At 53.7% G+C, this 24,017-nt stretch carries 25 protein-coding genes and 1 tRNA gene; 17 read left to right on the forward strand and 9 right to left on the reverse strand.

Annotated features, from left to right (window positions below):
- Positions 1–111: 111 nt before the first annotated feature.
- The 8 genes from AC2FIZ_RS00380 (at position 112) to AC2FIZ_RS00415 (ending at position 6,404) form a co-directional block, all read left to right on the forward strand.
- The gene (locus tag AC2FIZ_RS00380) at positions 112–615 is read left to right on the forward strand and encodes a DUF1269 domain-containing protein (RefSeq protein WP_281971833.1); all 504 of its coding nucleotides are present in this window, start codon (positions 112–114) and stop codon (positions 613–615) included.
- Positions 616–626: 11 nt separating this feature from the next.
- Positions 627–1,115 (forward strand): PRC-barrel domain-containing protein, encoded by a 489-nt coding sequence (locus tag AC2FIZ_RS00385; RefSeq protein ID WP_281971834.1) that lies wholly within the window; start codon positions 627–629, stop codon positions 1,113–1,115.
- Between the two features lie 163 nt (positions 1,116–1,278).
- The gene (locus tag AC2FIZ_RS00390; protein WP_281971835.1) at positions 1,279–1,845 is read left to right on the forward strand and encodes an HdeD family acid-resistance protein; all 567 of its coding nucleotides are present in this window, start codon (positions 1,279–1,281) and stop codon (positions 1,843–1,845) included.
- 70 nt (positions 1,846–1,915) lie between these two features.
- Positions 1,916–3,619 carry an alkaline phosphatase family protein gene (locus tag AC2FIZ_RS00395; protein WP_281994390.1) on the forward strand — a complete coding sequence of 568 codons (1,704 nt, stop codon included), beginning with the start codon at positions 1,916–1,918 and terminating at the stop codon, positions 3,617–3,619.
- A 49-nt stretch (positions 3,620–3,668) separates the two neighbouring features.
- On the forward strand, positions 3,669–4,469 hold the full coding sequence (locus AC2FIZ_RS00400) for a transporter (RefSeq protein ID WP_281971837.1): 801 nt from the start codon (positions 3,669–3,671) through the stop codon (positions 4,467–4,469).
- A 39-nt stretch (positions 4,470–4,508) separates the two neighbouring features.
- On the forward strand, positions 4,509–5,369 hold the full coding sequence (locus AC2FIZ_RS00405) for a DUF1269 domain-containing protein (protein WP_281971838.1): 861 nt from the start codon (positions 4,509–4,511) through the stop codon (positions 5,367–5,369).
- 269 nt (positions 5,370–5,638) lie between these two features.
- Positions 5,639–5,938, forward strand: coding sequence for a hypothetical protein (locus AC2FIZ_RS00410; protein ID WP_281971839.1), 300 nt, complete (start codon positions 5,639–5,641; stop codon positions 5,936–5,938).
- A 10-nt stretch (positions 5,939–5,948) separates the two neighbouring features.
- Positions 5,949–6,404, forward strand: a complete 456-nt coding sequence (locus AC2FIZ_RS00415) for a hypothetical protein (protein ID WP_281971840.1) — start codon at positions 5,949–5,951, stop codon at positions 6,402–6,404.
- A 61-nt stretch (positions 6,405–6,465) separates the two neighbouring features.
- Here AC2FIZ_RS00415 and AC2FIZ_RS00420 read toward each other — a convergent pair whose 3' ends face one another.
- Complete coding sequence (locus AC2FIZ_RS00420) at positions 6,466–7,752, reverse strand: AI-2E family transporter (RefSeq protein WP_496790417.1); 1,287 nt, start codon at positions 7,750–7,752, stop codon at positions 6,466–6,468.
- A 357-nt stretch (positions 7,753–8,109) separates the two neighbouring features.
- Here AC2FIZ_RS00420 and AC2FIZ_RS00425 point away from each other — a divergent pair, with 357 nt between their 5' ends.
- Positions 8,110–8,343, forward strand: a complete 234-nt coding sequence (locus tag AC2FIZ_RS00425; RefSeq protein ID WP_281971842.1) for a hypothetical protein — start codon at positions 8,110–8,112, stop codon at positions 8,341–8,343.
- 55 nt (positions 8,344–8,398) lie between these two features.
- Here the strand turns inward: AC2FIZ_RS00425 and AC2FIZ_RS00430 are convergent, their stop codons facing one another.
- The 3 genes from AC2FIZ_RS00430 to AC2FIZ_RS00440 all read right to left on the reverse strand — a co-directional run bounded on the left by AC2FIZ_RS00430 (position 8,399) and on the right by AC2FIZ_RS00440 (position 10,938).
- On the reverse strand, positions 8,399–9,547 hold the full coding sequence (locus AC2FIZ_RS00430; RefSeq protein WP_281971843.1) for a mechanosensitive ion channel family protein: 1,149 nt from the start codon (positions 9,545–9,547) through the stop codon (positions 8,399–8,401).
- A gap of 614 nt (positions 9,548–10,161) precedes the next feature.
- On the reverse strand, positions 10,162–10,440 hold the full coding sequence (locus AC2FIZ_RS00435) for a hypothetical protein (RefSeq protein ID WP_281971844.1): 279 nt from the start codon (positions 10,438–10,440) through the stop codon (positions 10,162–10,164).
- A gap of 424 nt (positions 10,441–10,864) precedes the next feature.
- Positions 10,865–10,938, reverse strand: a tRNA-Cys gene (locus tag AC2FIZ_RS00440).
- Between the two features lie 228 nt (positions 10,939–11,166).
- Here AC2FIZ_RS00440 and AC2FIZ_RS00445 point away from each other — a divergent pair.
- The 3 genes from AC2FIZ_RS00445 to AC2FIZ_RS00455 all read left to right on the forward strand — a co-directional run bounded on the left by AC2FIZ_RS00445 (position 11,167) and on the right by AC2FIZ_RS00455 (position 14,126).
- On the forward strand, positions 11,167–11,820 hold the full coding sequence (locus AC2FIZ_RS00445; RefSeq protein WP_281972387.1) for a protein-L-isoaspartate O-methyltransferase family protein: 654 nt from the start codon (positions 11,167–11,169) through the stop codon (positions 11,818–11,820).
- Positions 11,821–11,915: 95 nt separating this feature from the next.
- The gene (locus AC2FIZ_RS00450) at positions 11,916–13,334 is read left to right on the forward strand and encodes a TolC family outer membrane protein (protein WP_281971845.1); all 1,419 of its coding nucleotides are present in this window, start codon (positions 11,916–11,918) and stop codon (positions 13,332–13,334) included.
- A gap of 75 nt (positions 13,335–13,409) precedes the next feature.
- Positions 13,410–14,126: a hypothetical protein gene (locus AC2FIZ_RS00455; RefSeq protein ID WP_142632918.1), complete on the forward strand. Its 717-nt coding sequence runs from the start codon at positions 13,410–13,412 to the stop codon at positions 14,124–14,126.
- A 3-nt stretch (positions 14,127–14,129) separates the two neighbouring features.
- Here AC2FIZ_RS00455 and AC2FIZ_RS00460 read toward each other — a convergent pair whose 3' ends face one another.
- Positions 14,130–15,587 carry a cobyric acid synthase gene (locus AC2FIZ_RS00460; RefSeq protein ID WP_282027318.1) on the reverse strand — a complete coding sequence of 486 codons (1,458 nt, stop codon included), beginning with the start codon at positions 15,585–15,587 and terminating at the stop codon, positions 14,130–14,132.
- A 204-nt stretch (positions 15,588–15,791) separates the two neighbouring features.
- Entirely contained in the window at positions 15,792–16,112 is a 321-nt protein-coding gene (locus tag AC2FIZ_RS00465; protein ID WP_108785849.1) for a DUF6280 family protein, read from the reverse strand.
- A gap of 218 nt (positions 16,113–16,330) precedes the next feature.
- On the opposite strand from AC2FIZ_RS00465, the gene efp reads away from it, so the two are divergent.
- The gene (efp, locus tag AC2FIZ_RS00470) at positions 16,331–16,894 is read left to right on the forward strand and encodes an elongation factor P (RefSeq protein ID WP_496790419.1); all 564 of its coding nucleotides are present in this window, start codon (positions 16,331–16,333) and stop codon (positions 16,892–16,894) included.
- Positions 16,895–16,957: 63 nt separating this feature from the next.
- On the opposite strand, the gene AC2FIZ_RS00475 is transcribed toward efp, so the two are convergent.
- Positions 16,958–17,896, reverse strand: a complete 939-nt coding sequence (locus AC2FIZ_RS00475; protein ID WP_271947939.1) for an ABC transporter transmembrane domain-containing protein — start codon at positions 17,894–17,896, stop codon at positions 16,958–16,960.
- 106 nt (positions 17,897–18,002) lie between these two features.
- Positions 18,003–18,740, reverse strand: coding sequence for a CAF17-like 4Fe-4S cluster assembly/insertion protein YgfZ (ygfZ, locus tag AC2FIZ_RS00480; protein WP_142632926.1), 738 nt, complete (start codon positions 18,738–18,740; stop codon positions 18,003–18,005).
- Between the two features lie 73 nt (positions 18,741–18,813).
- On the opposite strand from ygfZ, the gene AC2FIZ_RS00485 reads away from it, so the two are divergent.
- Entirely contained in the window at positions 18,814–19,488 is a 675-nt protein-coding gene (locus AC2FIZ_RS00485; protein WP_496790421.1) for a TIGR04283 family arsenosugar biosynthesis glycosyltransferase, read from the forward strand.
- Between the two features lie 838 nt (positions 19,489–20,326).
- Here AC2FIZ_RS00485 and AC2FIZ_RS00490 read toward each other — a convergent pair.
- On the reverse strand, positions 20,327–21,196 hold the full coding sequence (locus tag AC2FIZ_RS00490; protein WP_142632930.1) for a MurR/RpiR family transcriptional regulator: 870 nt from the start codon (positions 21,194–21,196) through the stop codon (positions 20,327–20,329).
- Between the two features lie 156 nt (positions 21,197–21,352).
- Between AC2FIZ_RS00490 and AC2FIZ_RS00495 the strand changes: the two genes are divergently transcribed.
- The 3 genes from AC2FIZ_RS00495 to AC2FIZ_RS00505 are packed head-to-tail and all read left to right on the forward strand — an operon-like array spanning position 21,353 to position 24,005.
- A complete protein-coding gene (locus AC2FIZ_RS00495; RefSeq protein ID WP_496693363.1) occupies positions 21,353–22,108 on the forward strand; it encodes an N-formylglutamate amidohydrolase in 756 nt (251 codons plus the stop codon).
- A gap of 8 nt (positions 22,109–22,116) precedes the next feature.
- Positions 22,117–22,689, forward strand: coding sequence for a TRAP transporter small permease subunit (locus AC2FIZ_RS00500; RefSeq protein WP_185956598.1), 573 nt, complete (start codon positions 22,117–22,119; stop codon positions 22,687–22,689).
- A complete protein-coding gene (locus tag AC2FIZ_RS00505) occupies positions 22,686–24,005 on the forward strand; it encodes a TRAP transporter large permease (RefSeq protein WP_281994396.1) in 1,320 nt (439 codons plus the stop codon). Before AC2FIZ_RS00500 ends, AC2FIZ_RS00505 begins: the two co-directional genes overlap by 4 nt.
- Positions 24,006–24,017 lie beyond the last annotated feature (12 nt).

Consider the following 24,017-nt stretch of genomic DNA (forward strand, 5'->3'; position numbering starts at 1 on the left):
GGAGCTTTGCTCGTGAAGATGAACTTTTCCCAGCGCTCACACAACTTGGAGCCGCGTGCCTGGCATGCGGCTTCGGGAAGCGAAACATAACTCAATCTGAGGAATGAACTTATGAGCGATTTAGTAGTCATCGTATTTGAAGGTCGTCACACAGCAGACGAAGCGCTTTTGCGCCTGCAAAAAATGAGCATGGACTGGGAAGTCGACCTCGACGAAGTCGTTGTGATGACCCGCGATCAAAACGGGGTCGTGCGCACCCGAAACTCCGACACATTGACCGCAGCGGGTTTTCTGGGCGGGACATCGCTTGGCGCTCTGACCGGTACCCTGATCGGGGCTATGGCTGGTAACCCGGCTGCAGGTTTTGTTGCGGGATCGGCTGTAGGTGCCGGTTCCGGGACGCTGGCAGGAATGCTGGATCAGGCAGACGAAGAAGACGCGCTAGCGGCCCGTGTTGGTGCAAAGATGAAGCCTGACTCGTCGGCATTGGCCGTGATCGGTTGGTCGAACCGGCCGACGAAACTGCTGAGCGAATTGGAAGGCATGAAGGGCGAGGTCATCGAGACGTCCTTGTCTGTCAGCGATGAAAACGAGCTTCGCGCAGCCCTGTCCTGAAGCTGACCAAGTTGATTGGAGAGGCCGGCGGCCGGAGCATCTTGCCGCCGGAAAATCAAAGTTCAAAAATCGAGAACGGAAAAAGTGAAATGAAAGAGCTTCTGACAACCGCGGCGATCTTGTGCGCATTCGCATTTGGAGCCCCTATGCCTGCATCCGCACAGTCTGCACCCCATGTGGCGGGTGGAGTAGTTGTTGAGTACAACAATCTGGACATCGCTGTGGTTGCTTCCGGCTGGAGTGTTGTCCAGCTTTTGCGCGGCGATGTTTACAATGCTGGCGGTGATTTTGTGGGCTATGTTCATGATGCGCTGGTTTTGCCGGATGGTGATACGACCTTCGTGATCGTCAATGTTGCCGGCTTTCTGAACATCGGCGAAAAGCTGATTGCGTTGCCTGCCGGCGCTTTCGAGATCAACGCTGATGGCGATCTACTGTTGCCCAACGCGACAAAAGACAACCTGAAAAGCTTGCCGCGGTTTTACTACGCACGAAACTAGGACCTCAAACCGCAGTTGTCTTTACAGCACAACCGCCCGGCATGTCTGAACATGCCGGGCGATCGGTTGGAAGGTGGGTCCAAGTCGCCTTCTGACCAACCAAAACAAAAAGGCTCCGCTTATTGTTTAAAACTAAGCGCACCGAAATCAAAGGACCAAGAGAATGAGTGATATAAAGATTAGCGCATCTGGAGATGTACAAACAAGCTGGGGTTGGTTTCTTGCTTTGGGCATTTTGATGATAATCGGTGGGGTAAGTGCGGTCTTTGCTCCTTTCCTAGTCTCCGTGATTGTCGAACAGATCGTAGGCATCTCTTTTGTTGCAGGTGGCGCCCTGATGCTGGTCCAAATGTTTACCACTAAGGACGGATGGAATGCCCGGATGATCTACCTGATACTGGGGCTGTTCACTACCATGGCCGGTGCATTGCTTTTGTTTCGACCGCTCGAAGGCCTTGTGGCCATAACACTGATTTTGATTGCTGGCGTTTTCGTCAGCGGCTTGATCCGTATCGCAATGGGTATCGCGGCACGCCCGGAAACTGGGTCTGGCTGGGTGATATTCGGCGGAATCCTGTCCGTTCTGGTTTCAGGTTATCTCATGATGAATTATCCCGAAATCAGTGTTGCTCTGCTTGGGTTAATGGCCGGATTTTCATTGATTGGCGAGGGCGCCGGATACGTCCGATTTGCCTACGGTCTTAAGAGCAATGCGGCGAGAGCAACTTAAGCATCCGTGGGGCAACTTAATGTCTTTAAAATCCCGCTCTAAAACGCAGCTCTTTTTTCAAGGGGAAAGCATGGTCGGCATCTTTTCAAAACTTGCTGTCGGGGGCACAATTGCCGTTGGCATTGTGTTCTCGTTCGCAACTTCGGCAACTGCCACAGAAAAACCCCGGCTGGTGCTCCAGATAACGGTAGATCAGTTGCGCGGTGACCTGATTGACAGATATCGGACACATGTTGGCGAAGGCGGGTTTCGATATCTGATGCAAAACGGGGTCATTTTTTCAAATGCCCATCATCGCCATGCTAACACCGAAACCATTGTCGGTCATACAACATTGTCCACTGGCACGGACCCGGCAATCCACGGCATGGTTGCCAACCTGTGGTTCGATCGAAAAACAGGCACCCCGTTCTACAATGTTCAAGACATCGAGTATCCACTTGTAGGGGCAGCAGGGATCGATGCAGCTAATGAGATTGACCCGACGCAACGCGCTGCGACAACTGACGGGCGGTCTCCGCGCAATATCATCAGTTCAACGATATCTGACGAAATTGCCATTCATTTTGGTCCGGCTTCCAAAATCTTTGGCGTGTCGGTCAAGGATCGCGGTGCCATTGCAATGGCGGGTCACGCAGGGCAGGCTTATTGGTTTTCGAAAGCCGAAGGCAGATTTGTCACCAGCACGTTTTATCGCGACGACTATCCGGCTTGGATCGCGGACTGGGAGGCGCAAGGCAAAGTGGCGTTGTACGCAAATCAGGACTGGACCCTGTTGCGGGATCGTGAGCTTTACGCTTTTGCTGATCACGACGATCAAGCATGGGAAACCGAATTGCCGGGTTTTGGTCGCACATTTCCCCATAACTGGGGCCCTGACGATAACAAGTATTTCACTACATTCCTAACTCTCAGCCCGGCAGGGGACGAGATCACGGTCGACTTCGCAAAAACGCTGATGGATGCCGAACAGATCGGAACAGACAGTGTGACGGACTATTTGTCGATCAGTCTTTCCTCGACGGACTATGTTGGTCATGTTTTTGGTCCTTCCAGTCTGGAAGCGGAGGACAACTTTGCCCGTCTGGACCGAAGCATTTCCGATCTGTTGGCGCATGTGGATAACACAGTTGGGCTGGACAAAACCCTGATTGTCTTGTCGGCGGATCACGGCGCACCCGAACACCCGGATTATCTCGCGACAGTCGGTATCGAGGCCGGGTTGTTTGACTTTCAGCGTGTGGACACCGAACCGGGGTTTGTACGCTTGCAGCTGGATTTCGGAGCTTCCCGCGATCTCATCCAGAATTTTTCAAATCCCTATCTTTATCTGAATCAGGAATTGATTGGCCAAAGGGGGCTTGATCCAACTGCCGTTGAACTGGCGATTGCCGAGGAGCTTCAGAAGTTACCCGGAATTGCCTATGCGGTCGGCAGCTCTGCATTGCGCAGCGGATCAGTCCCGCGCACCAAGATCACAGAAGCTGTTTTGGCGAACTTTCATCCTGACAGGTCCGGTGACATCTATGTAGTGTTTGAACCACACTGGTTTGTCGCCGATTTCGACGGATTAACGGTTGCGTCGGCACATGGCTCACCTTGGGCCTATGACACCCACGTCCCCCTGATATTTTCCGGCCCAGGCATTACGCCGGGGACAATTGTACGCCGCGTCGAGACGGTTGATGTCGCGCCAACGCTAGCGGCTTATCTAGGCACCAAACCTCCTTCGGGGACCACCGGCGTGCCACTGCCCGAGGTGATGCCACAATGATTGGAATACTCGGATGACAATAGATTCTAGTTCCCTTTGGAGACTGACCATGAAGATGTTCCATATTTTGTCCTTGGTTTGTGCAGTGTCTGTATGCCTGTTCAACACGCAGGCCCAAGCACAATCAGATGCCGCTTCAGATGCAGCTCAGGCGAACAACCCACTGGCCGACATCACTGCTTTTAACATCCAGAATTACTATATCAACGAATTGACCGGACCGGGGGATTTCGATGCAAACCAGTTTGTCTTGAGATACGCCAAGCCAGTTCAAATCGGTAATAGCAACTGGCTGGTCCGAGCATCGCTCCCCTTCAATAGTTTCCCTGTTGGTGATGGCGGATCGACGGAAAGCGGGATCGGTGACTTCGATATTTTTGCTGCATATCAAATCAACACTGGTGATCCCGCTGTCAGCTTTGCTATAGGTCCACAGGTCGTTGCTCCTACTGCAACCGAAGACCGTCTGGGATCGGAACAATGGCAGCTCGGTCTCGCGAATGTTTATTTCAACGCTCGTTCGGCAAAGGTGCAATATGGCTACCTTTTGACATGGCGCGGTGGAGTGGGTGACACAAATGGTCGCGAGCGCGTCAGTCTCGGCGCATTTCAACCATTCGTCTTTTACCAGCTTGGTGACGGCTGGTACACGGGCGGTGCGCCTATCTGGTCCTACAACTTCAAAAACGATAACTATTCTGTCCCGGTGGGCATTCGCTTGGGCAAAGTCTTCAAGAAGAACAAGACCGTTTACAACGTGTTCGTCGAACCGCAGTGGTCGGTGAGCGATAGCGGTAGCGGGCTGCCGAAACAGCAAATCTACTTTGCCGTTAATATGCAGTTCAAATGACACCTAATCCTCAATCAGAAAAATAAATGGAGAACTAAGTTGGACAAATTTGTAGCGGTTGTCTTTGACACCGAGGAAGCCGCCTTTAAAGGTGCAGAGGCAATGCGTGCTCTTCATCAAAACGGAGAGCTTGCTGTCTTTGCAGCGGGTGTGATCACAAAAGATGCAGACGGAGAAGTTGAACTGAAATCGAGCGCAGATGAAGGCCCAATCGGGACTGCATTTGGATTAATGTTGGGAGCTATGGTCGGGGTTTTGGCTGGTCCTGTGGCAGTTGCATCGGGCGCCGCACTTGCCGGTTCTGCGGCAGCAGCATCAGCCGCCGCGAGTGGCATGGCTGTTGGCGGCATGACTGGCGGGCTCTTTGGTGCATACCGGGATCTTTGGGTTTCGGGGATGGACGCCGTAATGCTGGACAATATCAGCACAGAACTTCTACCAGGAAAATCCTGTGTTGTCGCTTCAGTTGACGAAGTTTGGACTACGCCGATGGACACAAAGATGAGCGAGTTTGGTGGAACTGTTTTCCGAAAGTTGCGAGCTGATGCAGTTGACGACGAAATGGCAGCGGAAATGGACGCACTGGATCGCGAATGGGACGCGATGGAGGAAGAATGGCAGGCCGCAAGTGACGAAAGAAAAGCTGCTTTCAAAGAAAAGATGGACGGCATTAAGTCCAAAATGAAAGAAAGTGGTGAAAAGATCGACACTCGCATGGAAGAGCTCGATCAGGAGTTTGAAGCCCGGCTCGAAGCCATCGAAGAGCAGATTGAACGAGCCTCTGATACAACGAAGGCCAAGTTTGAAAAACGCAAAGCTGAGATCAAGGCAGATTGGCAAGAGCGCAAAAACAAACTCGCAGCCTCTTTGCGCAAGGCAGCGGCCAAGATTGAGGCCTGATTGCTCGAATAAACACAGCTTGTACGGGCGAACGCTGTCGCCTGTACAAGCTGCATTATGGATTCTGGAGCAGTCCACCAATCCACCAGAACACAGCATCCAAGCGGGGCCTCGGTTTTGGATACTTGACGTAGCGCAGTGTGCCTCGGATTGTGGTTACTAGGTGCTGACAGCCAGTGTTGTCGCAACTGGCGATTTGATCTTCAAGTTTGGTCGGCGCCGATGAGAAACGCAGAAAAGTTTGAAATTCATCGTGGGAGTTCTTCGTCATGGCAACCAAAATGGAGTTGGAAGCGGAGCTTGAGCGCCTGCGCGCACAAAACGAAACGTTACGTTCGGAGACCAGCGATTCACCCACGATGGATGTGGCGGATGATCCTCCGGGCGAAACAGATGCGATCAGTGATCTGAAACAGCTTCTGGACGAGCACGGCATCGATGGTGAAAATATTGATGCCTTGCGCACGCAGTTGACGGATGAATTCACAAAGCTTCAAAAGGAGTATCCAATAGCGGTCCTCCTGAGCATCTTCGTCCTTGGGTTTGTTGCTGGCCGGACGTTTAAGTAGGATAGAATGCATGAATAGAATTAGCAGAAATCTAACCACAATCTATCGCACAGAACGGCTGATAACACGCCGTCGTATCGCAGTAGTCCAACAACAAACGGTCTTGATGGCGCTTGCTGGATTGGCGGCACTAGCTGGACTTATCTTATTGAATATCACGTTCTACTTTGTCCTTACCAAGTGGCTTTCCCCAGCAGTTGCTGCTGGCACGCTTGCTGTCGTCAATCTTGCACTCGCCGGGTTGCTTGCATCAGTGGCCGGACGCATGAGTGTGGATGACGAGATCGCGCCAGCGATCGAAGTGCGGGATATGGCAATAACCGATCTCGAAGCAGAACTCGAAGGAATGACACTGGAAGCACGCCAGACGGTTAATGCAATCAAAGGACTGGGATCTAATCCGCTTGGTTCCGCTGCAGCGCTTTTGGTGCCGGTCTTGACGGCCGCATTGAAAAAGAAGGGCTGACACGCGAAAGCTTTTCAGCGGCGGAATGTCTGTAATTTTTCCTTCTTGGGGACAGGCTAAATCAGCTCGTATCTGTTTTGGGATTGGCGCCGGGTGACGGTTTAGACTTGCGTTGTCTGGCTTCTTTCCGCTCGAGCAACTCTTGTTTCATCAACGCAAGCTCTTCTTCTGTTTCAGAATGGGGCTGTCTCGTACCAGCATCAGAGCTTACGCTTTTGCGGCTCGACGGCCGTGCGACAGAATGCGGTGTATCATCGACTTTCACATTTTGTTCCTTTGGCAACACACCGTCGCTTGAGAGCAATCTGGCAAAGGGTTGCAAGCCCGGAATTTCCGAACAGACAATCATAATGACGACTGTCAGTGGCACGGCGATAAATGCTCCAATTCCACCCCACATAAGGCTCCAGAAGGTGAGCGCCACCATGACAACGAAGGTGCTCAAGTTAAGGGATTTTCCCTGTAGCTTTGGTTGCACGATGTTTCCAATAATAGCGTCACCGCCGCCGTATACTGCAACAACGGTCAAAGCCGGTACGATAGATTCAAACTGAAGAAGAGCCACCGTCGTCGGGAATAATACGGCGAGGAATGAACCAATGCTGGGAATGAAGTTGAGGAAAAAAACCAATAGAGCTAACGGAAGCGCGAAATCGACTCCCAAAACCGTCATAACGATAAAAGCCAGTGTACCGCTCATCGCGCTGGTGGATGCATTAATCCACATATATTGTCGGACGCCGATTGAAATCGACCTTAGGATATTTTCGACCTGCCTGGCACTATCCGGCGTTGCACAAAGCCTTGGAAGTTTTTCAGCGAACGCGCCTCGGTCACCCAACATAAATGCGACGTAGAGCAGGATCAGCCCAATATTCCCAATTGCGCCAGCAGTTGACGCCGCAAATCCTGTTAGCCAACTTTCGATGTCGATAGACAGAATGGATTTTTCGATCGCGGCGGCTCGTTCTGCTCCAACGAAAGCGTCAAATTGAGTTTCCAGCGACTGCAAGCGCTCTGTGTATCTGGGTCCGGCATCTGCGACCGCCGCAGCTTGGTTTGATAAAACGTAACCAAAACCCACAAGCAAAAGGAACAAACCGGCCGTCACCCCAATGTAGGCCGCCCAGCGAGGTATATCCCGCCCGAAAAATGTTGCAGAGTTCAAACGTTCGATCAGCGCGATATTGAGGATAAAAAGCAATGTGGCCAAAGCGAGTGGGATCAGGAAATCGCGGCCAAACCAAAGCAATCCAACTATGATGGGAAATGAGACGATGGTCAAAAACCATGTAGGAACAGCCGACGTGTTTGATGTATTTTTGCCCATAATTTTTTCGTTGGTCATCCGATATGCCTCGTCTTCTGAAGTCGTTGCCGTATCGTTTGACCGGTAATTACACTACTTTACACTGTACTACCCATGTTTCAAAGGACCAACTAAAAAGGCTCCCAGGCCCCTCATTCCCAAAAAAGTGTGCGTGTCGTTTGTATTCAGCCGTCGCTCACATGGTCGTGGGTGCGTGGCAGAACATAAAGTAGTGTAAACGGTGCAGGTGGCTTTTCGCGGCGAAGGCAAGATTGCCCGACGTGACTCACGTCGCTGCAAGCCTTCATTGCCACAAGGAGGGGCCGCAGTTGTTTGACTTCTATAGGTTTTGCGGACAACGTCGCACATGGATTTAATTAACGAAGGGACAAACGAATGATCGACGTAACCGAGATTGTGAAAGAGCTTAAACAACGCCGCGATGAGCTCAAACTGCAGCTTCATCTTGCTTCGAAAGAAGCCGAAGACGAATGGGAAGAACTTCAGGCCGAGTGGGACAAGTTTCTATCTCGATCAGAGTTTGACAAGTCAGCGGAAGAAGTAGGTGAATCTGCCCGCCAGTTGGGGCTAAAAATGAAAGCCGCATACGACAAAATGAAAACAACCTAGGTTCAAGCCCGTTTTACTGACTGGTTTTGCAAGCCGTCAACCAAAGACGCCAGCTCTAGGAATTGGGATCAAATGTGTTGTCCTGTAGCCCTTGGCTTTCCATGCTGGCGTCTATTTTCACTGTTTGGGTAGGATAGGCGAGTGTCGTGCCCGCATTGCGAGTTATGCTTAGAATCGCTAACGTTAAGCGTTCAGTGACTTGCAGATACTCTTGATAGTTTGGTCCCCGTGTCAAAACGTAAATCAGGATATCAATTGAGCTCGGCCCGAAATCGCTGACAAAGATATGCTTGGGCGCATCATCCCCAAGTTCAAAGTCCCCAGACGTCCGGTGATGATGTCGTATCCCATCCCGCACTGCCTCAATCTGCGACTGGGTGGCAGACAGCTGAAGGGGCACTTTCAGCATGATACGCCTGTGTTTCAGCGCAGAGTAGTTCAGAACAATTGAGTTCGACAAATCAGAGTTGGGGATATGTCGCGGGATTTGATCAAAGCCCACAACCAGTGTTGAGCGTAAATCAATCCTTCTTACAGTGCCAACAAACTGCCCCTCCACCTGAATAGCATCGCCCGTCTCAAAACGTTTCTCGCTGATATTCGTCATGCCTGCGACAAGGTTGCGGAGCAAATCCTGCGTTGCAATGGCCAGTCCAGCGCCCAGAACGCCAACACCGGTGAGCGCTCCTGAGATATCAATCTGCCAGACTTTCAGAAGCGATGTCAGGCCAAACAATATGACTGCAAATTGAGTTACTCTTTCAACCCAATCTGTTTCGCTGGCAACCAGACTGGAGGTGTCATCGCGCAATAACGACGCAAAAGGGCCGCTGAGGCGGTACCAAGCGCCAAAGACAGTAACAATGGCAACTGAGCTCAAAACCCTGGTTAGAAAGAGCCCCGTTTCATCGGTGGGAAAGGCTAGGCGGATAGCTACGTAAACCGCAAGAGTAACGAACAGAATTTCGGCGGCGGATTTTAGTTGTGCCTCCACATCGTCCGAAAGATTTACTCCAAACCGGGCCAGAAGTGCTTTGAAACCTACCAAACTTAACGCGGATAATGGTTTGCGTATCAAGAAGACCAAAGCAATGCCGATCAACGACCAAACCACTGAGCCCATATCCAAATAACCCAATGATTGCTTAAATGACTTGACCGTCGTCTCAAGGAACGCGTGAACCGGGCCTACTTCCGTCTCCACTTATCAACTCTCCCGATTTAAGCTCTGGGATTAACAATGCGATTTTTGACTACCATTGACCAGAGTTCGGCTTTACAAACATCGCCTAGGGTGATGTTTTCGAGGAGAATGCCCTTGTTTTTTATGGTTTATCTGCCAATTGCAGGCATTTTGTTCACGACGTCTATACATTGCCGTCTTCGACTGGCAATCACAAATATAGAATGGCTGACAGATTCCCGGTTTACGTGGCTTTGACGCGAGCATTTAGGATATTTAGTAGTAAGAACCGTCGCATTTTTTCGCGCTAAAACCAAGCCAGAGAGCGATGAATACAAGTTCAGACTAAGAGGATGGCGGCGTCGGCCTTCAAACCATGAACTCATCATGCTTTCGCCAACACCAATTGTCTGCTTCCCACCTAAACGTCCCACGGTTGTTGAATTTGCATCTGAAACCAAGAGTTCTTTCCAATCCTTCGCCTTAGTAAGCATGGCAGTCTAGTTTGTGCCGGAAACGACCGTTGAAACTGCAACAACGAAAGTCTGAAAAGTCCCGCTTAGCGGTCGCTAAAACAGAGTGCCGAGAACGGCAGCTAACAGTGCCGGCACACGCGCATTTGACCATTGTCTGGCCTATCTGCGGACGCCTCGGGCGGCTTCGGGATTTTCGGCCAGAAAACCGCGCAGAACCGCAAAGAGCTCTGTTGCATGCTGCAAGTCATCTCTGTGCAACGCGGCGCGAATATCGTCGCAAATCATCTCATGCACCTTCTGGGGCCCGTGATGCGTATGCATCAAGTATTCGCCCATAAGAGCAGCATCGTATTTTGTGATATGCTCATGTTCAGCTAGCGCTTCAATCTCGACCCGCGTCAGCGCAGACATGTCTTCAATATCTTCGATCGCAATCATGTATCACCCTCCCAAGCCATCTCATGCTACCGGTTTGGTGCTTTGATGCATTGATTTGGCTCAATCACGTAAAGGCGTTAGTTAGATGCCAATCATCATTGAGATATCGAACTTGATACTCGCATGCGGGAGCATTCCAGGGTCTCGTGAATACTAGCCACAGCTTCTGATGACTACTTCGTCCGCATACCTGACATTAGACTGTCTCTCGCTCAACGGCAGCGATGCTGAGAAACTGCTTAAGAAGTCTGTGTCTTGGTTTCTTGATTGTCCTCTCAAGATAAGGCAGTCGCCTCGATTTTTTCGCCAACGCGCTTGCGTTGAGGATACTAGCCACAGGGGTGGCTCAGCGCTGTTGTTTCAAATATCCGTGTTTGAAATTCGCGTATAGCTTCTGGAATTCGGCTAAGTACCTGAAATTAAATGGAGGCGAGTACCGGAATCGAACCGGTGTACACGGATTTGCAATCCGCTGCGTCACCACTCCGCCAACTCGCCTTTTCAAGTAATATCAAATACTTGCCGTGGTGTGACAGGCGTTTTAGCAGCTTTAATCCGGGGCGTCCAGTGGGTTCGGTCTAAATTTGAGGTACTGAAAATTGGATCACCCATTCGGATCACTCTAAAATCTTCACGACAGACGAAAGTTTCCGCTTGCGGGCCGTTGCTGGTTTGCCCGGGATGTGGCACAAGCCCATCAACCTTGGGAAATGAATGAGCGATCCAATGACAGATTTCGCAGCCCGCCGCCGCACCATGGTCGATACGCAGGTCCGGCCTTCGGACGTTACCAAGTTCCCGATCATTGATGCCATGCTGTCCGTCAAGCGCGAGAATTTTGTGCCAGACGCGCAACGCGAAGCCGCCTATGTCGAGGGTATGATAGAACTTGAGGCTGGACGCTGCATTCTGGAACCGAGAACACTGGCCAAGATGTTGGATGTGCTGAACATTACCAATGATGAGGTTGTTCTGGATATTGCTCCGGCGCTGGGATATTCGACGGCTGTTGCAGCCCGTATGGCGCAGTTGGTCGTAGCGGTGGAAGCGGATGAAGCGCTAGCTGCCGAAGCGCAAACGCTGCTGATGGAGGCTGACGCGGATAATGTGGTTGTTCACGTGGGGCCGCTGGATGAGGGCGCTGCCGAGCATGGGCCTTATGACGTGGTCATGATCCAGGGCGGTGTAGAAGAGGTTCCGTCTGCATTGATTGACCAGCTTAAGGATCATGGGCGTATCGCCTGCCTGTTCATGGAAGGTGATCTTGGGACCGTCCGTATAGGCCACAAATCAGGCGATCGCGTTACCTGGCGCCAGGCATTCAACGCAAGTGCACCAGTTCTGAAGGCTTTCTCGGCCGAGAGTGCATTTTCGCTATAGTCGGCGGGCAGATATATCTGCTGCCTTGATTAGTTCAACACAAAGACGCAAACTGGCCTGAGGGCTGCGTTATTTTGATTTGAGAGGATTTCGCCATGCGTTTTGCAGCAGGAGGAAAGCTGGTCAGGACTCTGGCAGTGACTGCAGGTATTGCTTTGGGCACGTTGCCTGGACGGGCGGTTTGGGCCGACAACCTGACCGACGCGTTCATCGGAGCATATAATACTAGTGGTTTGCTGGAACAGAACCGGGCGTTGCTGCGGGCTGCGGACGAGGATGTGGCGATCGCGCTATCGGCTTTGCGCCCTATTATCAACTGGACCGTCGCGGTTAGCCAAGACTATACGCGCAGCAGAAACAGTGGTGTTACGAACAGTGTTGATCCTTCGAACTTCTTCTCGGGCCTGACGCTGAGCCAGCTGTTGTATGATGGCGGAGCCTCGATTCTAGGCAAGCAATCAGCGCAGGAAACGGTGCTGTCGACCCGGCAGGCGCTGATCGATATCGAACAGCAGGTCCTGTTCCGCGCAGCGACCGCTTACCTGAGTGTTCTGCTGCAGGAAGAGACCGTATCGATTCGTCAAAACAACGTTGAACTGTCCGCAGAAGAGCTTCGCGCCTCGCAGGATCGTTTCGAAGTTGGGGAAGTTACCCGCACAGACGTCGCATTGTCTCAGGCTCAGCTTGCAAGCTCGCAGGCCGATCTGGCGAATGCGCGCGGCGATCTGAGCACTGCTCAGGCGGAATATGTGAACGCAGTCGGCAAACTGCCGGGCCGTACTGCTGGTCAGCCCAGCCTGCCAAACTTGCCCCGCTCCGAGGCCGAGGCTGTCAGCCTGGCACAACGCAATCACCCGTCCATTCTGTCCGCACAGCACCAAGTGCGGGCTTTTGATCTGGTCGTTCAGCAGCAGCGCGCGGGCCTGGGTCCGAATGTCAGCCTGAACGCTGATGCGGGCGTCACCGAGAGCTATGATGACGACGATTATGTGAATGATGCGAGTATCTCGCTGAACTTCAGCCAGCCGATCTATGCGGGTGGTCGACTCGCGGCAAGCGTGCGCCGCGCAATGGCATCGCGGGACGCGTCGCGTGCCAATCTGCTGAATGTTCAAAAGAACATTACGCAGGGCGTGTCTGATGCCTATGTCCGGTTTCAAACTGCAAGCGCAAGCCTGAGGGCCTCTTCGGAACGTGTGCGCGCCTCGGAAGTTGCGTTTGACGGTATCCGCGAAGAGGCAACTTTGGGTGCGCGGACCACTCTGGACGTGCTGGCTGCTCAGCAGGATTTGCTGGACGCGCAGCTTGCCGAAATTGCTTCCAGAACCGAGCGATCTCTGGCGGCTTATCAGTTGCTGCAGGCCCAAGGTTTGCTCACGGCCGAGCGTCTGGGTCTGGCGGTTCAGATTTACGATCCGACCCTTTACTATAATCTGGTGAAGAAAGCCCCCGCGCAGGTCAGCAAGCAGAGCAAAGATCTGGATCGGGTCCTGAAAGCACTGCGTCGGGACTAAACACCCAATACTGCCTGTTGTGAGGTCTGCATTGTTTGGCTACATTCGGACCTGAGGTTAGAGCGGTAGAAAACAATGACAGACAATGTCGTGAACTCCGGGATCGAAGACGTACTGTCATCGGTCAAGCGGCTGGTCAGCGAAGAAGGTCGAAAAGTTCCCGATCTGGTGCGTTCCAAGTCAGAGCGAAAGCCAGGGCGGCTTGTTCTGACTGATGCGCTCAGGGTTGGCGAGCAAACAGGTGTCGAGACGCAGCCTTTAAAGCTGGATGCTGAGTACAGCGCTGAAAAATCGGTGAAACCGATGCTTCTGCGCGCCTGCGATGTTGTTGCGGGTGATGAAGCGGAGTCGGCTACAGAACATTCACCTGATCCAGTTGCGGAAGAGGGCATAGCCAAAAGTCTAAGTGCCAAAATTGAGGCGCTGGAAGCCGCGATCGCCCGGACCGAAGATCAGTGGGAGCCGGACGGAGACAGCGTAGATGCCTATTCCGGAACACCAAATCAACCGTTGGAATGGCAACCCCAAGACGAAGCCCCAGATGCAGAGACTGAGACTGTTGAAAAGGCAGTGTTTGTACGGGACCCAGAGGTATCGGCTGCCGCGGATACAACAGGTTCAGAAGCAGATGCTGCCATGTCCCGGCTTGATGACGATGGCTTGCGCTCTTTGATTGCGCAGGTTGTTCGTGAAGAACTGCAGGGCGTACTGGGTGAACGCATTACGCGGAACGTTCGAAAAATGGTTCGCCGCGAAATCTACCGTGCGTTGGCCGAGCAAAAAGCCGAGTGAAAGTCAGCCTTTAATCGGCGTTTCAGCCAGTTCCAGCAAGCGGTCCAGATCCATATGTCGTTCCAGATGGTCGGCCAGACGATCAAGCGTATCTTCGACACCGTCCTCATAGTGCAGGGTGGAAGAGACTCCCAAAAGCTGTAGGTAGTCGGCCCGAAATTGATCGGATGAGAATATACCGTGTAGGTAGCTTCCGCGTATCCGGCCAGTCCGATCAGCTGCGCCCTCCGGGCGGCCCTCGACCTCCAGCCAAGCGCGGGTGCAATCGTTGCCTTCGGTGCGGCCCATATGGATCTCATATCCGGTTAGCGGTTGGTGCCCCGGCAGGGCGCGTGCAGTCCGCAGGGTCACCTTTTTCTCGCCGACCATAACGGTATCCACATCCAACAGCCCCAATCCATCGACTGTACCTGGCCGCCCGTCCACACCATCGGGATCAGCAATGGTGTTACCTAGCATTTGGTAGCCACCGCATAATCCCAACACGTGACCGCCACGTCGCACATGGGCATAAAGGTCGATATCCCAGCCCTGCGCACGAAAATAAGCCAAATCGCCAATGGTTGATTTGCTTCCGGGAAGCAGGACCAAATCCGCATCGCCGGGCAGCGCGCGGCCAGCGGGCACGATCTCGACCGTGATGCCAGGCTCTGCCGATAGCGGATCAAGATCATCAAAATTGGCCATCCGTTCCAACTGAGGTACTGCAACCTTACAGGAACCGCCACTGTGGGACCGGATATCCATCATATCTTCGGCTGGCAGTTTCCATGCATCGTCGAACCAGGGCACAACACCGATACAGGCCCAGCCTGTTCGAGCGGCGATGTCATCGCGACCTTCGTCGAATAGGGATACATCGCCCTTAAAGCGATTGATGGCAAAGCCTCGGATCATTGCCAGATCGCCAGCATCCAGCACGGCCTGAGTCCCGACGATCTGAGCAATTACCCCGCCTCGGTGAATATCGCCGACAAGTACGACCGGCACACCCGCGGCGCAGGCGAAGCCCATATTGGCAATATCACCCTGACGCAGGTTGGTCTCGGCCGGGCTTCCGGCCCCTTCAACCAACACCAGATCAGCGTCGGTGCAGAGCCGGTCAAAACTCTGGCGCGCGGCTGTCATCAGCTTGGATTTATCCTTGCGGTAATCGCCAGCCTGCATCGTTCCGGCGCGTTTGCCCTGAATGACGATCTGCGCGCCTGTATCTGTTTCAGGCTTCAAAAGGATCGGGTTCATATCCGTATGTGTGGCGCGTCGTGCCGCCAACGCTTGTAGGGCTTGCGCGCGCCCGATCTCGCCACCATTTTCGGTTACTGCGGCGTTATTCGACATGTTCTGCGGTTTGAACGGGGCAACCCGCAGGCCTCGGCGCGTATAGGCGCGTGCCAATCCGGCCACCAGAACCGATTTTCCAACATTGCTGCCTGTGCCCTGAATCATGATGGCGCGAACCATGCCGAGTCTCCTGTTAGCTAACGCGCAGATGACCTGATTTGACCGTGAAGGGAAAGCCCCGGATGATGCGGCATTGCCATCATTTTTCAGTCATCGGGTGAGGGAGCAGTTTCGCACCGGAACTCATATTCGGGGTCTATGCAACAAAAAAACACGCCTCCATCAATAGGAGGCGCGTTTTTTCAAACAGACTCGTGCCTGTGATCAGGCGGCTTCGGCCTGTTGGGCGGCGTTGCGGCGCTCGCTTTCTTCGCGCGAAAGAGCGACCGAAGTCCGCACACCGCGACCAACGAAATCCATCAATCCGCTGACAACCCGTTCATTTGGGTCGATACCCGCGCAAGACAGCACTTCGCGCCCATCGCGCGAGCGTGCCCAGCGGGCGATCTGTTCTGGGCCATTGCCATACTTTTTATCGTCGGCAATAGCATCATCCAGCGCAGCCAAAACGACAGCTGCGAAAAGTTTACGAGCACGGTTGCCTTGCTCATTGTTAAAGGCGGTGCCGTCAACGAAATCTCTCATCTCGTCTTCCTTGTTGTTCTTGCTCTTGCATTTTCGGCGTGACGGTTCTTATGACCTATTAAGTGCGATTCGGATACACCTAATGTGCATAGTTGCGTTGCGTCACGCGCATAGCTTGCTGCGGCTGCAGCACAAGGTGTCGTTGTCTTGTCAGGTGCGGCCACGCCAGATATAGGGTGCGCGACTGACGCATCAACCGTTTGTGAAGGATTTAAGTCATGCCCAAGATAAATGGGAACGAAATTCGCCCCGGCAATGTGCTTGAGCATAACGGTGGGCTATGGGCCGCTGTCAAAGTTGATCATGTAAAGCCCGGTAAAGGCGGGGCTTTTGCACAGGTCGAACTGCGCAATCTGCGCAATGGTTCCAAACTGAACGAACGTTTCCGCTCAGCTGACAAGGTCGAGCGTGTTCGCCTGGAACAGAAAGACCAGCAGTTTCTATACGAATCCGACGGCATGTTGGTGTTCATGGATTCCGAGACCTATGAGCAGATCGAACTGTCCGCTGATCTGTTGGGTGATCGCCGCCCGTTTCTGCAGGACGGCATGACTATCGTCGTAGAATTTTACGAAAGTGAGGCACTGAACGCCAAACTGCCACAGAAAGTGACGTGCAAGATCGTCGAGACCGAGCCTGTGGTCAAAGGTCAGACCGCTGCGAACTCGTTCAAACCGGCCGTTCTGGACAATGGTGTAAAAGTCATGGTGCCACCATTTGTGGGCCAAGATGAAATGATCGTGGTGAATACTGAAACCATGGACTATTCGGAACGCGCGTAACTGCACTTCTGCTTCAAGACACCGAGAACCGCGACAGCCCGCGCTGCGCGGTTCTTTCTATTTTTAGTCTTTGACGCGTCGGTATTTTTCTGGGTTCGGGCCAAATAGTTCGAGCATCAGTTCGAATTTGATCCGGTTTGCGCTGACCTGACGATAATAGGCGATCAGAAAGGCCGTGGGGCCTTGAATACGGCTGAGCCCACTGGTGGCGGCAACAACTGTGCCGACATCGGTTCTGCCCTGAAGGACAAGCCAGCCACCCAGCATCAGAACGCCAACTGTCCCGGCGCCGTTGATCACGCTTAGAAGGAATTTGGCCGAGAGCTTCCAGATGAACATCTTTCGGCGAGTTTCGTAGATTTTGTCGAATTCCGCTTCGATCTCGTGCGCGGCCGCGTCAATCTTTTCTGCTGTCAAACTGTCGGTGGCACGGCGCAGGATACGAACGCGTTCGGCGACAAAGACGTTTACTTTGCGTTGTGAAACCAGAACGATGATGATCTGCGGCGCGACCATTGAAAAAGCGATCAAACCCAGCCCCGGCTGTGTAGACGAGATATAGCCAATCACGCTGATCAGAGTGCCGATTTGGACCACGGGGTCGGAAAAGGCACCGCCTGCGAATTTACCCAGCTCTTCTGCTTCGGCAGAAATGGCGGTAGTCATGGTCCCCTTGCGCATGGTCTCGCCGGTTTCATCCAGATCGGCGGACCGGACCAGCAGCCTTTGCCGGATCAGGCGGATCATATCCTCGCCCAGTGTTCCTGCCCGATAGCCGAGCAGCCATTTCAGCCCCAGGCTCAGCAAGATAACCACCATCATGCCCGCACCAAGCAGGATCATCCGGTCCACAGATACATCGTCCGAGGTCAGGTGGTTGATGATATCGCGCTGAAACTCCAGCGGGACCGCTGCCAGAGCGGCAACCGCAATAGACAGGATGATAAGGATGATCTGCCGGGCGGAACTGGCACGCCAAATTGCTTTATACAGACGAAACATCAACTCACCCGGATCACTGAACCAAACCTAGTTTGGCAGCCTGTGCTGGGCGGATCAAATGGTTCCGGGGCTGGCGGGGCCATGGCCAGGCTGTATTCGAGAAATTTCATTCCGTCAGGCGCACGGTCGCGTCGCCCGCCTGCATATCGCTCTTGGCCCTGTCGAGCCTGAGATATGCGATCCCCTGGCCATCCGCTTGGGTAAACAGGCGCCCCACGGATTTCCCGTCAGCAGTTATTTCGGTTCCGACAGGCGTGGTGCCTGCGACAAGTACCGTGCGCAGCCCTTTACGCAGCTCGGTCTTGTGTTTCATGCGCGCGGTCACTTCCTGACCGACATAACACCCTTTTTTGAAATCAACGCCGTTCAGCAACTCGAACCCTGATTCCAGAATATAACTGTCTTCGGTCAGTTCGATTCCGGTTTCGGGAATGCAATGGAGCACGCGGATCGCGTTCCAATCGGTTCCGTCCTCGCTTTCGGCATCTTCGGTATATGCGCGCCAGCCCATATCTGAATGGCGCGGATCGGGCAGGGCCCCATCGGGTGCCAGGCCAGTGCCGCGTTGCAGATTCAGGCCGCTGGCTTCGATCGTCAGGTCGGCGCGCAGCTTGTACATGCTCAGACGTTTGATCAACCCGTCGGCAATAACCTCGGCGACGTCCAGCAAGATATCGTCGCCCTCGCGTTTCAGAAAGAAATCGGCCAGATACTTGCCTTGTGGGGTCAGCAGCGCCGTATAGACCAGACCCCGATCAAGCCCGGCAATGTCATTGGTCACCAGCCCCTGCAAGAAGCTGTCAACGTCGGCACCGGTTAGGCGCAGAATGCGGCGATTGGGCATGGCAGAGTCCTCGTCTTTTCCATGGTGCTCGTGATATATGAGAAGTCGCTCATAAGACCAGAGGATATCCGACGTGCCGGCACCGATCAGTATTGTAATTCCAACCCTGAACGCGGCCGAAACCTTGCCTGCGACACTTGGGGCGCTGATGGAGGGGCTGCGCGCAGGGTTGATCCACGAATTGATTGTGTCGGATGCAGGCTCTACCGACAAAACCCATGAATTCGCCGAGAATGCCGGGGCCAGGATCGTGACCGGAGAAGCCTCGCGCGGGGGGCAGCTGCGCCGTGGCTGTGCAGCCGCCAAAGCCGATTGGCTGTTGGTACTTCATGCGGATACGGTTTTGCAGGACGGGTGGAGCAATGTTGTGCGGGATCATCTGCCCTCCGGGCGACCTGCGGCGTTCAGACTGGCCTTTGTGGCCGCGGGCTTTGCGCCATCCTGGGTTGCCGGATGGGCCAATTTTCGTAGCCGGATCTTTGGGTTGCCCTATGGTGACCAGGGCTTGCTAGTCCGGCGTTCTGAATATCAAGATGCAGGCGGTTTCCCGGACCAGCCCTTGATGGAAGACGTGGCGCTTGCCAAAAAGTTGCGCCGCATCACGCTGTTGTCCGCCCGCGCCTTTACGAGCGCGGACCGGTATGAACGGGCGGGGTGGTTGCGTCGTGGTGGTCGGAATCTGTGGACTCTGACCCGCTATCTTCTGGGCGCTGATCCCGAGCGGTTGGCGCGGGCGTACCGGCAGTAAGCGTCGTTCTGAGTTCGACAATGGATTTGCCCAGCCGGAACGGGGCGGCGAAACTGACAAGGCACAGCGCAATGATCTGAAGCACCAGAATATGCCCGTTTTCCTGCAAATATTCCCATTCATCCTTAAGCTTGCCAACCTGAGTGACAAGATCATCGTAACTTTGAGCCAAGATCAAATAGTCGCCTGCGATTGCGGGAACTATCCTGCGCAGATTGTCGATAGCTTCCTGTGTCGAGTCATCCAGCGTTGTGAACACCAGAAACTGGTCGACGTCGAATGAGTGCACCTTCGATGTCATCGCGCGCATGTCATCGCGCTCTTCCCGGGCCTGCCGTCCAAACAGGAATTGTAGCCCCCTCAGAGGGGCGACTTCGTTTGTTACGGCAATAAACAACGGCAGGTCAGCGTTGCTTGCGGTTGAGGCTGAAAGGAACTCAACTTTTTCGCATAGCGCTCCGATATCCTTGTCATAGGCCGGGTCGCAGAACCGCAAACGAAACCGCGCGGCGTCGCGGTCAAAGGCAAGCGTTGCGGCATAGGCAACGTCAATCTGCCGGTCCAGACGGGAACTGTCCGCTGTATAAAGCCCGGCCATCACCGCAACCAATGCGCCGACCCCGCCCAGAACCACCCAGACCAGATCAGCCAGTTTCCATGCGCGATGCCCGGCTGGTTTACGAAACAGGAATGCTGTGCCAACTGTGCCGATCAGAAAAAACAGAATCAGCAGCGGCAGCTGGTTTTCGGTAATAAATGTCATGGAAACAAAGTGACCAACCGCCGGTCAAGTGGCAACACTCCTCACGGGCAGTTGTAGTTTTGGAACAATCCGAAGCTATGAGCCCGAACTTTGGCCGAATTTCCTAAACAGCTTGGTGCGATCAAAGGCCTGTTCCAGTTCGACCGTGCGATCTTTGACCGAATCCCAAAGCCGTTCCTGAACTTCGGCTATGGCGCATTCCATCAGGGTCAGTATCGCAGCCATCGAATCCCAGGCAGAAGGCACCGAGATGCGCGCCGCGAATGTGTGTTTGGCCAGCCGGTGGATTGGCGAGCGCCACTGATCGGTCAACAGCACGATTTCGGCCCCGCGCTCGTGGCAGAGCTGACCAATCAGCAGGCTCGCGTTCTCATAGCGCCGGACATCCAGCGCGATCAGCACATCCCCTTGACGCACGTCCAACAGATCATGGGTCCAGGATGCGGCGACCGGCAACAGGCGGACATCCGGTCGGATCATTTGCAGGTGCAGATACAGGTATTGCGCCAGTGTTCCGGTAATGCGGCCACCGGTGATGAAAATACGCCGGTTCTGATCGCTCAGCAGGCTGCAGAAGCTATCGAATTCGTCGGGGTCGATCTCGTCGATTGTGCGCTTTTGGTTGGCCAGAGAACGCTGGGAATAGCGGTTGAGGATATGTTCTTCGGGCAGGTCATTCTGCCAGACATCACGTTTGGCTACTGGCCCCGAGATCATTTCTTTGACCTCACCACGCAGCGCGGCCTGAAATTGAGGATATCCGTCAAAACCGGTCTTTTGCAGCATCCGTGCAACCGTAGTGGTCGAGACTGAGGCGGTACTGGCCAATTCGGTGATACTGCCCAGCCCGGCCATCGGGTAATCATCCAGCAGAACGCTGACCAGTTGCCGTTCAGACGGGGTCATCTTGTCTCGATGGGCCAGAAGCCTGTCTGTCACCCGCACTGGCGTGTCCTCCTATTATGCGACCAGACCATAATGTGAATAATTTTTCAGCAAGATCAAGCTTGGAAAAATTTATACAGAAAAAATATTGACAGGATGATGCGGTCTGTGGAAATTTTTCCACAATGTCTCATTTTGGAATCGCAGGACGGTAGATTGGACTTCGGCAAAGTTGTTCATACGGATTTGGCGGGCAATGCGCCTGTGGTCGTGCTGGTGTGCGAACATGCGTCTAATCGTATCCCGGCTTTTCTGGGCGATATGGGGCTAAGCGCTGAAGCACGCGAAAGTCATATTGCCTGGGATCCAGGCGCACTGGTCGTGGCGCAGGCTATGGCCAAACGCATGTCAGCACCTTTGGTCCATGGCGGGGTGTCTCGGCTGGTCTATGACTGCAATCGCCCGCCCGAGGCGGCGGGTGCAATGCCGATCCGCAGCGAGGATTACGAAATCCCGGCGAACATCAACATGTCGCCCGAGCAGCGAGTGGCCAGAATCGAAAACGTGTATCAGCCGTTTTGCGCCGCTCTGTCGGATTTGATCGATCAGCACAGCGCTTCACTTAGGCTGATGGTGACAATCCACAGTTTCACACCGATCTATCTGGGGCAGAAACGGCAGGTCGAACTGGGTATTCTGCACGGTGTGGACAACCAGTTTGCCACAGCGATGATGGCTGACGAAGCTATCGGCAGCCCTTTTCTCATCAGGCTGAATGAGCCTTATTCTGCGGCGGATGGAGTAGCTCATACACTGGATACCCAGGCGCTGCCCCACCGCTTGCTGAACGTGATGATCGAGATCCGCAATGACTTGATCCGCACGCCTAAGCAGCAGGCAGAGATGGCCGATTGCCTGGTGCCCTGGATTGCGCGTGTTCTGTCCGGTTTTCAGGAAGGGGCGTCAGCGTGATCAAAGCGATGAGCGCATATGTCCGTATCGTGGATGCGATCAACTATCGGATCGGGCGGGTCATGATGTGGGGCCTGTTTGTCATGATGGGCATCCTGCTGTGGTCTTCGATATCAAAGACCTTCTTCCTACCGTCGCTCTGGACACTTGAAATGGCACAGTTTGCGATGGTGACCTATTACATCATGGGTGGGCCATATTCGATCCAGCTAGGGTCGAATGTGCGCATGGACCTGTTTTATCACAACTGGAGCCCCCAACGAAAAGCGTGGTTCGATGCATTTACCGTGCTTTTGCTGATCCTCTATCTGGGTGTGCTTTTCTATGGCGGGTTGGGATCGACGGCGTATAGCCTTGGTTATTGGGGCGACGAACCCGTTTCCTACTTCACCGGACTGCTGACCGGCAGTGAAGAGATCGGTCGGCTTGAACGTTCGTCGACTGCGTGGCGACCGTATATCTGGCCGGTCAAATCCATCATGGTTTTCGGCTTCTTCCTGATGTTGCTGCAGGCAGTCTCGGAATTTTTCAAAGACATTGCGCGGATCAACGGGCAGGAAATCGGGGTACAGCGGGCATGAGCCAGGAATATATCGCCATCTTCATGTTCGCGTTGATGATGCTGATGCTGTTCACCGGTCAGCGCGTTTTTGGTGCGATCGGTGCGGTTGCGACGATCGCGGCGCTTTCATTGTGGGGAACCGGAGGGCAGGACATCACATTTTCAGCCGCGATGAAGCTGATGAAGTGGTATCCGCTGCTGACCCTGCCAATGTTCATTTTCATGGGCTATGTGCTCAGCGAAAGCAGGCTGGCGGATGACCTGTATCGCATGTTCCATGTCTGGATGGGGCCGGTGAATGGCGGGCTTGCCATCGGGACGATTGGTTTGATGGTCTTGGTTTCTGCCATGAATGGCCTCAGCGTGGCCGGGATGGCTATTGGAGCCACGATTGCTTTGCCTGAACTGTTGAGACGCGGGTACGACAAAACCATGGTGACCGGTGTCATTCAGGCCGGGTCCAGTTTGGGTATCCTTGTACCGCCTTCGGTGGTTCTGGTGCTGTATGCGATGATCGCCCGTCAACCTGTGGGGCAGTTATGGCTGGCGGGGATCGTGCCCGGCTTGATGATGGCTGGCATGTTCATTCTTTATATATGGATCCGCTGTCGCATTCAGCCCGAGCTTGGTCCAGCGATGAAAGACGCGCACGAGGTTCCGCGGGCCGAGAAAATCCGGTTGCTGGGCGCGGGTGCGTTGCCGCTGATTATCTTCGCTGCGATGATGGTGCCCTTTGTGAACGGGTGGACGTCACTGGTTGAAAGTTCGGCCATCGGAGCGCTGGCGGCATTGGTGGTTTCGGTGGCCAAACGTCGAATGACCTGGGCGATTTTTGAAACCTGTACCAAGCATACGCTGGCGATATCGTGCATGTTCATGTGGATCATCCTTGCAGCACTTGGTTTTGGCGCGGTTTTCGACGGGCTTGGTGCGGTGAAGGCAATCGACAACTTGTTCACCAACCAGTTGGGCCTGTCACCCTGGATGATCCTGATCTTGATGCAGCTCAGCTTTATTGTCATGGGCACGTTTCTGGACGACACCGCGATGCTGGTGATTGTGGCACCGCTTTATGTACCGCTGGTTGGTGCGCTGGGCTTTGACTTGATTTGGTACGGGGTTCTGTACACGATCACCACACAGATCGCCTATATGACACCGCCTTTCGGCTATAACCTATTTCTGATGCGCGCGATGGCACCGCCAGAAATCACGCTGAGGGATATCTATGGTTCGATCTTTCCGTTCGTCGCCGTGATGGTTCTGGCGCTTACGATTATCATGATCTTCCCGGAACTGGCTCTTTGGCTGCCCGGCTATGTCTATGGAAATTAACAAGAATGCCTT

This window comes from Ruegeria sp. CDSB022 (assembly GCF_059611145.1).